Origin of the sequence: Piscinibacter sp., from assembly GCF_050175855.1 — a bacterium.
GTDB lineage: Bacteria > Pseudomonadota > Gammaproteobacteria > Burkholderiales > Burkholderiaceae_C > Piscinibacter.
Map to the genome: position 1 here is coordinate 1 of NZ_JBFXIO010000159.1, position 10,703 is coordinate 10,703.

Genomic DNA, 10,703 nt, shown 5'->3' on the forward strand with positions numbered 1-10,703 from the left:
TGGCGATGTGGGTGAACAGCGTCGGCCGTGTCACGTACAGCGAGCCCTTGGCGGCCAGCATGCCCATGTCGATCGGCGGCACCTTGCCCGAGGCATTGCCGAAGTTCGCCGCCAGGCCGAAGGGCCGCAGGCAGTCGAACGAGCGCACGAAGGTGTCGGCGCCCACCGAGTCGTAGACCACCTTCAGGCCCTGCCCACCGGTGATCTGCTTGACGCGCTCGACGAAGTCCTCGGTGCGGTAGTTGATCGCGAAGGCCGCGCCGTGGTCCAGCGCCAGCTGGCACTTCTCGTCGCTGCCGGCGGTGCCGATCAGCTTCAGGCCCATCGCCTTGGCCCACTGGCAGGCGATCAGGCCGACGCCGCCCGCGGCGGCATGGAAGAGCACGAACTCGCCCGGCTGGAGCCCGCCCACCGGCTGGGTCTTGCGCAGCAGGTACTGCACCGTCAGGCCCTTGAGCATCATGGCCGCGCCGGTCTCGAAGTCGATCTCGTCGGGCAGCTTGCACACGCACTTGGCCGGCATCACGCGCGCCTCGCTGTAGGCGCCGGGGGGCTGGCTGGCGTAGGCGGCGCGGTCGCCGACCTTCAGGTGCGTCACGCCCTCGCCCACCGCCTCGACCACGCCGGCGCCTTCCATGCCGAGCGCCAGAGGCAGCGGGTTGGCATACAGGCCGGTACGCTGGTAGACGTCGATGAAGTTCAGGCCGCAGGCGTGGTGGCGGATGCGGATCTCGCCCGGGCCGGGATCGCCGATCGTCAGCTCGTCGAGCTGCATGGCTTCGGGGCCGCCGTAGGCGGCGACGCGGATGGCTTTGACGGTCTGGGGCATGAAGGCTGTCTCCGGAATGCGACTGCGATGAATCCGCTATCGTGCCAGCCTTTGCCCGCCGCTGCATGCGCCGATGCGCCGCCTGATCACCGCCCCCAACCTCGCCCTGGCCACGCTGTGGGCCGACATGCTCACCCATGGCGGCATCGCCGCCACGGTGCAGCGCGCTTTCGCCGGCAGCATCGCCGGCGAGCTGCCACCCGACCAGGCGCTGCCCGAGGTCTGGGTCACCGACGATGCGCAGCTCGAAGCCGCGCGCGTGCTGCTCGTGCAGCTGCGCCACCCGGCGCACCGGCACTGGCTCTGCACGGCCTGTGGCGAGCAGGTCGACGGGCCGTTCGAGCAGTGCTGGAACTGCGGTGCCGCGATGCCTGCCCCATGAACCCGTCCCTCACCCCCCGCATCGCCTTCGTGCTCACCCTGCCGCCGCTGCTGTGGGCCGGCAACGCCGTGGTCGGCCGCGCCATGGTCGGCAGCGTGCCGCCGCTGGCGCTCAACGCGATGCGCTGGTGGCTGGCACTGGCCCTGCTGCTGCCGATAGCCTGGCGCGTGCTGCGCGCACCCCAGGAAATCACCTCGCGCTGGAAGCACTTCGCCATGCTCGGGCTGCTCGGCGTGGGCAGCTACAACGCGCTGCAGTACATGGCCGTGCAGACCAGCACACCGCTGAACGTGACGCTGATCGCCGCCAGCTCGCCGGTGTGGATGCTGCTCGTCGGCCGCGTGTTCTACGGCGAGCGCCCCAGCGCGCGGCAACTCGCCGGCGCCGTGCTGTCGCTGGCCGGCGTGCTGCTGGTGATCTCGCGCGGCAGCCTCGACACGCTGCGCCAGGTGCAGCTGGTGCCGGGCGATCTGCTGATGCTGCTGGCGATCCTGCTGTGGGCCGGCTACAGCTGGATGCTGGCCCGGCCGCCGACACACTTCCGCGGCGAGGCGCGCCCGGCGTGGGGCTGGGCCGAGTTCCTGCTCGTGCAGATGCTCTTCGGCACCGCCTGGGCCACGCTGGCCGCCGGCATCGAGGCGCCGCTGACGGCGACGACCATCCACTGGACGCCGGCCGTGATCGCGGCGCTGGTCTACGTGGCCATTGGTCCCTCGCTGATCGCCTACCGCGCCTGGGGGCTGGGCGTGTCGACCGTCGGGCCGGCAGTGGCCACGTTCTTCGCCAACCTCACGCCGGTCTTCGCCGGCGTGATGTCGGCAGCGCTGCTCGGCGAGCCACCGCGCTGGTACCACGGCGCGGCGTTCGCGCTGATTGCCGCGGGCATCGTGGTCTCTTCGCTGGCACCGCGCCGCGCCTGATCAGAAGGTGCCGGGGTAGGCGCCGCCGTCGAGCAGGATGTTCTGCCCGGTGAGGTAGCCGGCCTGCACGCTGCACAGGAAGGCGCAGAAGGCGCCGAACTCGTCGGCGTTGCCCATGCGCTGCGCCGGGATGCCCGCCTTGCGCTTGTCGATCATCGCCTCGACGCTCTGCCCGCTCTTGGCGGCGGCGGCCTGCATGGTGGTGCGGATGCGGTCGGTGTCGAACCAGCCCGGCAGCAGGTTGTTGATCGTCACGTTGGCCGAGGCCAGGCGGGGCTGGCGGGCCAGGCCGGCGACGAAACCGGTGAGGCCGCTGCGCGCGCCGTTGGACAGGCCCAGCACGTCGATCGGCGCCTTCACCGCGCCCGAGGTGATGTTGATCACGCGGCCGTAGCCGCGCTCGGCCATGCTGTCCACCGTGGCCTTGATCAGTTCGATCGGCGTCAGCATGTTGGCGTCGATCGCCTTCAGCCAGGCCTCGCGGTCCCACTCGCGGAAATCGCCGGGCGGAGGGCCGCCGGCGTTGTTGACGAGGATGTCGACCTGCGGGCAGGCCGCGAGCGCGGCGGCCCGAGCTTCCGGCGTGGCGATGTCGCCCGCCACCGCCACCACCTTCACACCGGGCGATGCGGCGCGGATCTCCGCTGCCGTGGCCTCCAGCGCCTCGGCCCCGCGCGCGGTGATCACCACGTTCACGCCCTCGGCGGCCAGCGCCTTCGCGCAACCCTTGCCGAGGCCCTTGCTCGCCGCGCACACCAGGGCCCAGCGGCCTGCGATGCCCAGATCCATCTCGTTCTCCTTTGTTCAGCGCCAACGCGCCAGCAACCAGACGCCCGCCAGGACCAGCACGGTCCCTGCGGCAACCCAAACCGTGAATGGCTCGCCGAGCAGCCAGACACCCATCAGGATGGTCGACATCGGCCCGAGCATGCCGGTCTGCGCGGTCAGCGTGGAGCCGATGCGCTCGATGGCCATCATGATCATCAGCACCGGTGCGAAGGTGCACAGCGTGGCGTTGAGCACCGACAGCCAGATCACCTCGGGCGCCACCGTCAGCGCCACCGACACCGGGCGCAGCACCAGGAACTGCACGATGCACAGCACGCAGGCCACGCTGGTGGCCAGGCCGGTGAGCCGCATCGAGCCGAGGCGCTTGACCTCCTCGCCGCTGTAGACGAGGTAGACCGCATAGCTCAGCGCACTGCCGAAGACGAGCGCCGCACCGAGCACCACGTCGGGCCCGGCGAAGTGCAGTTCGTGGCCGAAGACCAGCAGCACGCCGCTGTAGCTCACCGCCATCGCGATCAGCTGCCGCGCCGTGGCGCGCCGGCCGAACAGCACCCAGCCGAGCAGCAGCACGATGGTCGGGTTGAGGTAGAGCACCAGGCGCTCGAAGCTGGCCGTCACGTAGGCGAGGCCGGCGAAGTCGAGGAAGCTCGCGAGGTAGTAGCCGCTGAATCCGAGGCCGGCGATGGCCATCCAGTCGCGCCGCGCGAGCGGGGGCTTGCCGCGCCCCGCCCACCACGCCAGCGCGACGAACAGCGGCAGCGCGAAGAGCATGCGGAACATGATGAGCGTGACCGCATCCACGCCGTGCCGGTAGGCGAGCTTGACGATGATCGCCTTGCCCGAGAAGGCGATGGCGCCGGCGGTGGCCAGCGCCAGGCCGGGCAGCACGGACGAAGGGGCAGCGTCGGCTGCGACGGCGCGGGAACTCATGACCCGCGCCATTCTAGAGATCAGCCTGCGTTCACGCGCGCGGCACCACGGCTGTGACCTCGATCTCCACCTTGGCGCGGTCTTCCATCAGCGCGCTGACCTCCACCGCACTCATCGCCGCGTGGTACACGCCGATCAACTCGCGGAATACCTGCCCGACCTCGCGGCCGCGCGAGAGGTACTCGCGCTTGTCGGTCACGTACCAGGTCATGCGCACGATGTGCTCGGGTTTCGCACCGGCCTCGGCCAGCACCGCCACCACGTTGGCCAGCGCCTGGCGCACCTGCGCGACGAAGTCGTCGCTGTCGAAGCGGCAAGCGGCGTTCCAGCCGATCTGGCCGGCCACGAACACCATCCGTCCGTCCGCGGCCACACCGTTGGCGTAGCCCTTGGGCTTCTCCCAGCCCGGGGGTTGCAGCACCTGCATCATGGGTCTTGTCTCAGCTTGAAGCGCTGCAGCTTGCCCGTCTCGGTGCGCGGCAGCGTGGTGCGGAACTCGATGGCCCGCGGGTACTTGTAGGGCGCGATGGACTGCTTGACGAAATCCTGCAGCTCGCGCACGAGGGCCTCGCCCGGCTCGACACCCGCCTTGGGCACGACAAAGGCCTTGACGATCTGGCCGCGCTCCGCGTCGGCCACGCCGATCACGCCGCACTCGGCCACCTTGGGATGCAGCAGCAGCGCGCTTTCCACCTCCGGCCCGGCGATGTTGTAGCCGCCGCTGATGATCATGTCGTCGGTGCGCGCCTGGTAGACGAAGAAGCCGTCGTCATCGAGCAGGTAGGCGTCACCGGTCACGTTCCAGCCGCCCTGCACATAGTTCTTCTGGCGCTCGTCGGAGAGATAGCGGCAGCCGGTCGGCCCCTTCACCGCCAGCCGACCGACCTGCCCGCGCGGCAGGGAGCGGCCCTCGTCGTCGAGGATGCAGGCCACGTAGCCGGGCACGGCGGTGCCGGTGGCACCGGGCTTCGCATGCGCCTCGTCGTGCGAGATGAAGATGTGCAGCAGCTCGGTGGAACCGATGCCGTCGATCATCTCGATGCCGCTGGCGTCCTTCCACAGCTGGCGCGTCGCGGGGGGCAGCGCCTCGCCGGCACTGACGCACTTCTTCAGCGACGACAGGTCGTGGCCGGCGAGTTGACCTGCCATCGCGCGGTAGGACGTGGGTGCGGTGAAGCAGATCGTCGCGCGGTACTGCGCGATCGCTGCCGGCAGCGCATCGGGCGAGGCCCTCTCGAGCAGCACCGTGGAGGAGCCCACCGACAGCGGAAACAGCAGCAAGCCACCGAGCCCGAAGGTGAAGGCCAGCGGCGGGCTGCCGATGAAGACGTCGTCCGCCGTCGGCCGCAGCACATGGCGCGGCCAGCAGGCGCAGGCCGCCATCACGTCGCGGTGGAAGTGCATCGTGCCCTTGGGCTGGCCGGTGGTGCCGGAGGTGAAGGCGATGATGCAGGTGTCGTCCTTGCCGGTCTTCACGTTCTCGAAGCTCGGCGGCCTGGTGGCGGCGCGCGCATCCATCTCGCCCGCGTCGGGCGAATTGAAGTGCAGCACGTGCGCGAGGGTCGGGCAGGCCGGGCGGGCCAGCTTCAGCTCCTCGGCCAAGCGCGCATCGCACAGGGCATGCGAAATCTCGGCCTTGGTGACGATCTGCGTCAGCTCCTTGGCGCGCAGCAGCGGCATGCTGCCCACCGCGATGCCTCCGGCCTTGACCACCGCGAACCAGCAGGCCGCGAGCATCGGCGAATTGGCGCCGCGCAGCAGTACCCGGTTGCCCGGCACGAGGCCCATGTCCTCGATCAGAACGCGGGCGATGCGGTTGGCCTGCGCCTGCAGCTCGGCGTAGGTCCAGCGCACGCCGGTGCCCTGGATGCACACGCGATCGCCATGCCCGCGCTCGACCCAGCGGTCGAGCAGCTCGGTGGCGCAATTGAGCTGCTCGGGAAACTGCAGCTCCGGTGCGTCGAACAGGAACTCGGGCCACTGGTCGGGCGGCGGCAGGTTGCGGGCGGCGAAGGTGTCGACATGCGCGGACGCCATCTCAAGCCTCCTTCAGCAGATCGCGGCCGATGATGAGCTGCTGTACCTCGGTCGCGCCTTCGTAGATGCGCAGCGCGCGGATCTCTCGGTAGAGCGACTCGACCACATTGCCGTGCACCACGCCGGCACCGCCCCACAATTGCACGGCCGCGTCGATCACCTGCTGCGCGCCCTCGGTGGCGGCCATCTTGGCCATCGCGGCCTCGCGCGTCACGGTGCGACCCTGGTCGCGCAGCCAGGCGGCGCGATAGGTCAGCAGCGCGGCGCTGTCGATGGTGGTGGCCATCTGCGCCAGCCTGGCCTGGGTGAGCTGGAAGTCGGCCAGGCGCTGGCCGAACATCGGCCGCGCCTTGGCGCGCGCCAGGCCCTCGTGCAGCGCGCGCCGGCCGAAGCCCAGCGCCGCCGCGGCCACCGAGGTGCGAAACACGTCGAGCGTGCGCATCGCGATCTTGAAGCCCTCGGCGGGCTCGCCGAGGCGGTTGGCCTTCGGCACCCGGCAGCCGCTGAAGCGAAGCCGCGCCAGCGGGTGCGGGGCGATCACGTCGATGCGTTCGGCGATCTCGAAGCCCGGAGTGCCGGCTTCCACCACGAAGGCGCTGATGCCGCGTGCCCCGGGCGATTCGCCGGTTCGCGCGAACAGCACGTAGAAGTCGGCGATGCCGCCGTTGCTGATCCAGGTCTTCTCGCCGTCGATCACGTAGGCATCGCCGTCGTCGCGCGCCGCGCAGCGCATCGCCGCCACGTCGGAGCCGGCCTCGGGCTCGGACAGCGCGAAGGCCGCCAGCGCCGAGCCTTCCGCCACGCGTGGCAACCAGCGGGCACGTTGGGCATCCGTGCCGGCCAGCGAGATCGCGCCCGAGCCCAGGCCCTGCATCGCGAAAGCGAAGTCGGCCAGGCCGTGGTGCCAGGCGAGCGTCTCGCGCAATAGGCAGATCGCGCGAGTATCGATCGTCTCTGTCGTACCGCCGTAGGCCGTGCCGGCCACCGCATGGCGAAGCCAGCCGGCGGCGCCGAGATCGCGCACCAGCGATCGGCACTGCGCATCGACGTCGGTGTCGTGGCCGGCATGCGCCAGGTGCTGCGCCGACCACACCCCGAGGTGCGCCACCAGTTCGCGGTGGCGGTCGTCGAAGAACGGCCAGGCGAGGTGATCGCGCTGCATCTCAATCACCCTCGAAGGCCGGCTTCTGCTTGGCGACGAAGGCGTGGTAGGCGCGGTGGAAGTCCTGCGTCATCATGCAGATGGCCTGCGCCTGCGCCTCCGACTCGATCGCCTCGTCCACGCCCATGGACCACTCCTGATGCAGCATGCGCTTGGTCATCGCATGGCCGAAGCTCGGGCCGGCGGCCAGCTCGGCCGCCCAGTCGATCGCCGCGGCGGACAGCGCCTCGGGCTCGACGAGGCGGTTGTAGAAGCCCCAGGCCAGCGCCTCCTCGCCCGGCATCGAACGCCCGGTGTACAGCAGCTCCGAGGCGCGGCCCTGTCCGATGAGGCGCGGCAGGATCGCGCAGGCGCCCATGTCGCAGCCGGCCAGCCCGACTTTGGTGAACAGAAAGGCCACCTTGCTGCGCGCCGTGCCGACGCGCAGGTCGGAGGCCATCGCGACGATCGCGCCGGCGCCGGCGCACACACCGTCGACCGCCGCGATGACGGGCTGGCCGCAGGCGCGCATCGCCTTGACGAGGTCGCCGGTCATGCGCGTGAAGGCCAGCAGGTCGGGCATGGGCATCGCCACCAGCGGGCCGATGATGTCGTGCACGTCGCCGCCGGAGCAGAAGTTGCCGCCCTCGCCTTGCACCACCACGGCGCGCACGTCGTCGGCATAGGCCAGCGTGCGGAACAGGTCGCGCAGCTCGGCGTAGGAGTCGAAGGTGAGCGGGTTCTTGCGCTCGGGCCGGTTCAGCGTGATCACGCCGACGCGGCGCTCGACACGCCAGCCGAAGTGCTTCGGCGTCAGGTCGGCCGTACTGCGGCGGTTGCCGCCGGCCAGGTGTGAATCCATCGCGCGGGTCATGCGCTCTCCTTGCGTTTGCTTCTCGGGGCGGGCGGGGCGTCCAGCGCCGCCAGGTGCTGCTTGAGCGTGGCGAGCAGGCCGTGCACCTGGATCTTCTGCGCGGGGCTCCAGCCGTCGAAAAGCTCGACGATCCAGGTTTCGTGCACAGCCGCCATGCGGCGGAACTGGCGGCGGCCCGCGGCCGTGAGGCGAACGCGGAAGGCGCGGCGATCGGTCGGATGGTCTTCGCGAACAACCAGTCCTTCACCTTCGAGCTGGTCGACGATGCCGGTCACGTTGCCGCCGGTGACCATCATCCGCGCCGACAGCTCGCCCATGCTGAGGCCATCGGGCTCGCGGTCGAGCTGCGCCAGCAGGTCGAAGCGCGGCAGCGTGGTGCCGAACTCGCTTCGCAGGCGCTGGCGGATCACGTTCTCGACGCGCGTGGTGCAGGCGAGCATTCGCAGCCAGAGTTTCAGCGCCTGGTGGTGGTCGTCGACCACGCGCGATTCGGCATCGACCAGTTCCATGCCTACACCCCCTGCGCCAGGTTGGCCTGTTCCTGCGGCGACAGCCCGGCGACCGCCGCCGCCATCTGCCGCTCGCGCTCGAGGTTGCGCTCGAGCTGGTTCTTGCCCGACAGGTACTGCACCGGCCAGTCGGCCCCGACGCCACTGGTGTGGCCGATCTTCGCGGCCTCGAGCAGCGTCCAGGCCGGATTGGCCAGGTGGGGCCGCGCGATCGCGCACAGGTCGGCCCGGCCGGCGGCGACGATGCTGTTGACGTGGTCGGCCTCGCTGATCGCGCCCACCGCCATGGTCGCGATGCCGAGTTCGTTGCGGATCAGGTCGGCGAACGGCGTCTGGTACATGCGGCCGTAGATCGGCTTCTGCTGCTTGCTGACCTGGCCCGACGACACGTCGATCAGGTCGCAGCCCGCGGCCGGGAAGGCGCGCGCCATCTCCACCGCGTCGGCCGGCGTGTTGCCGCCGGGCACCCAGTCGTGGGCCGACAGGCGCACCGACATCGGCCGGTCCGCCGGCCAGACCGCCCGCATCGCGCGGAACACCTCGAGCGGGAAGCGCAGGCGGTTCTCCAGCGAGCCGCCGTAGTCGTCGCTGCGCTGGTTGGTCAGCGGCGAGAGGAAGGCCGAGAGCAGGTAGCCGTGCGCGCAGTGCAGTTCCAGCCAGTCGAAACCGGCCGCCGCGGCACGCTGCGTGGCAGCGACGAAGTCGTCGCGCACCCGGTCCATGTCGGCGCGCGTCATCGCCTTCGACCAGGCGCTGACGCCGTCGAGGTACTGCTGCGGCGAGGCGGAGAGCAGCGGCCAGTTGCCCTCGGCAAGCGGAAGGTCCTCACCCTCCCAGGGCACTCGCGTCGAGCCCTTGGCGCCGGCATGGCCGAGCTGCATCGCGATCTTCGCCGTGCTGTGGCCGTGCACGAAGTCGACGATGCGCTTCCAGGCCAGCGTCTGCTCGTCGTTCCACAGCCCCGGGCAGCCCGGCGTGATGCGCGCATCGGGCGTCGGGCAGGTCATCTCGCAGAACACCAGCCCGGCGCCACCCATTGCCCGCGCGCCGAGGTGCACGAGGTGGTGGTCGCCCGGCACGCCGTCGACGGCGCTGTACTGCGCCATCGGCGAGACGACCACGCGGTTCTTCAGCGTCAGGCCGCGCAGGGTGAAGGGCGTGAACATCGGCGGCACCGGCTCGGGCTTCAGGCCGGCCTTCGCGGCCAGCCAGCCTTCGAGCTGGCCGACATACCCGGCATCGCGCAGCCGCAGGTTCTCGTGCGAGATGCGCTGCGAGCGGGTCAGCAGCGCGTAGGCGAACTGTTCCGGCTCCAGCTTGGCGTGGCGCTCGACGTTCTCGAACCACTCGGTGGAGTTGCGCGCCGCGTTCTGGATCTTCAGCACCTCGACGCCGCGGATCTCCTCGTAGCCCTGCAGCGCAGTCGTCAGTTCGCCGGGGTGAGCGGCAATGCGGCCGGCCAGGTCGATCGCATCCTCCAGCGCCAGCTTGGTGCCCGAGCCGATCGAGAAATGCGCAGTGTGCGCCGCGTCGCCCATCAGCACCACAGGCGCGCGGCCGTTGTGGTGCACCCAGCGCTTGCACACCACACGCGGGAAGCGGATCCACTGCGCCGAGCCGCGCAGGTGCGCCGCGTTGCTCATCAGCGGGTGGCCGTCGAGGTATTTCGCGAAGAGCTTCTCGCAGAAGGCGATGCCCTCTTCCTTGCTCATGTCCTCCAGCCCGGCGGCGCGCCAGACCTCCTCAGGCGCCTCGACGATGAAGGTGGAGGTGGTCGCGTCGAAGCGGTAGGCATGGGCCTGGAACCAGCCCCACTCGGTCTTCTCGAAGGCGAAGGTGAAGGCGTCGAACAGCTTGTTCGTGCCCAGCCACACGAAGCGGCAGCGGCGCAGGTCGATGTCGGGCTGGTAGGTGGCGGCGTACTTCGTGCGGATGCGGCTGTTCAGGCCGTCGCAGGCGATGATCAGGTCGGCGTCGATGTCGGCGTCGTCCGGGCACTCGGTCTTGTAGCGCATCACCACGCCGAGTTCCTCGCAGCGGGCCTGCAGGATATTGAGCAGCCGCATGCGCCCGATGCCGCAGAAGCCGTGGCCGGACGAGCGCAGCGTGCGCCCCTTGAAGTGGACGTCGATATCGTCCCAGTGGTTGAAGGCGTCGAGGATCTGTCCGGCAGTCTTGGCGTCGGCGCGCTTCAGCGCACCCAGCGTCTGGTCGGAGAACACCACGCCCCAGCCGAAGGTGTCGGTGGGCGCGTTGCGCTCGATCACCGTCACCTCGTGGCGCGGATCCTGC

Annotated in this window: 11 protein-coding genes; 2 read left to right on the forward strand and 9 right to left on the reverse strand. The window is 70.3% G+C overall.

Annotated features, from left to right (window positions below; all coding sequences use genetic code 11):
* Positions 1 to 829 (reverse strand): quinone oxidoreductase family protein (locus AB7U92_RS13385; protein ID WP_428577493.1); only part of this gene is annotated, 829 nt, incomplete at its 3' end.
* Positions 830 to 902: 73 nt separating this feature from the next.
* Here AB7U92_RS13385 and AB7U92_RS13390 point away from each other — a divergent pair.
* A complete protein-coding gene (locus AB7U92_RS13390; RefSeq protein ID WP_428577496.1) occupies positions 903 to 1,211 on the forward strand; it encodes a putative signal transducing protein in 309 nt (102 codons plus the stop codon).
* Entirely contained in the window at positions 1,208 to 2,131 is a 924-nt protein-coding gene (locus AB7U92_RS13395) for a DMT family transporter (protein ID WP_428577499.1), read from the forward strand. Before AB7U92_RS13390 ends, AB7U92_RS13395 begins: the two co-directional genes overlap by 4 nt.
* Here the strand turns inward: AB7U92_RS13395 and AB7U92_RS13400 are convergent, their stop codons facing one another.
* The 8 genes from AB7U92_RS13400 to AB7U92_RS13435 all read right to left on the reverse strand — a co-directional run.
* Entirely contained in the window at positions 2,132 to 2,920 is a 789-nt protein-coding gene (locus AB7U92_RS13400) for an SDR family oxidoreductase (protein ID WP_428577502.1), read from the reverse strand. It lies immediately after the preceding gene.
* A gap of 15 nt (positions 2,921 to 2,935) precedes the next feature.
* Positions 2,936 to 3,850 (reverse strand): DMT family transporter, encoded by a 915-nt coding sequence (locus tag AB7U92_RS13405; protein WP_428577504.1) that lies wholly within the window; start codon positions 3,848 to 3,850, stop codon positions 2,936 to 2,938.
* Positions 3,851 to 3,881: 31 nt separating this feature from the next.
* Positions 3,882 to 4,277: a RidA family protein gene (locus tag AB7U92_RS13410; protein WP_428577521.1), complete on the reverse strand. Its 396-nt coding sequence runs from the start codon at positions 4,275 to 4,277 to the stop codon at positions 3,882 to 3,884.
* Positions 4,277 to 5,887, reverse strand: coding sequence for an AMP-binding protein (locus tag AB7U92_RS13415; protein ID WP_428577507.1), 1,611 nt, complete (start codon positions 5,885 to 5,887; stop codon positions 4,277 to 4,279). The genes AB7U92_RS13410 and AB7U92_RS13415 overlap by 1 nt, the downstream gene beginning before the upstream one ends.
* A gap of 1 nt (position 5,888) precedes the next feature.
* Positions 5,889 to 7,049 (reverse strand): acyl-CoA dehydrogenase family protein, encoded by a 1,161-nt coding sequence (locus AB7U92_RS13420; protein WP_428577509.1) that lies wholly within the window; start codon positions 7,047 to 7,049, stop codon positions 5,889 to 5,891.
* A gap of 1 nt (position 7,050) precedes the next feature.
* Positions 7,051 to 7,902, reverse strand: a complete 852-nt coding sequence (locus AB7U92_RS13425; RefSeq protein ID WP_428577512.1) for an enoyl-CoA hydratase family protein — start codon at positions 7,900 to 7,902, stop codon at positions 7,051 to 7,053.
* Positions 7,899 to 8,411, reverse strand: coding sequence for a MarR family winged helix-turn-helix transcriptional regulator (locus tag AB7U92_RS13430; protein ID WP_428577515.1), 513 nt, complete (start codon positions 8,409 to 8,411; stop codon positions 7,899 to 7,901). The genes AB7U92_RS13425 and AB7U92_RS13430 overlap by 4 nt, the downstream gene beginning before the upstream one ends.
* A gap of 2 nt (positions 8,412 to 8,413) precedes the next feature.
* Positions 8,414 to 10,703: bifunctional salicylyl-CoA 5-hydroxylase/oxidoreductase (locus AB7U92_RS13435; RefSeq protein ID WP_428577518.1), on the reverse strand; the 2,290-nt coding region annotated here is incomplete at its 5' end.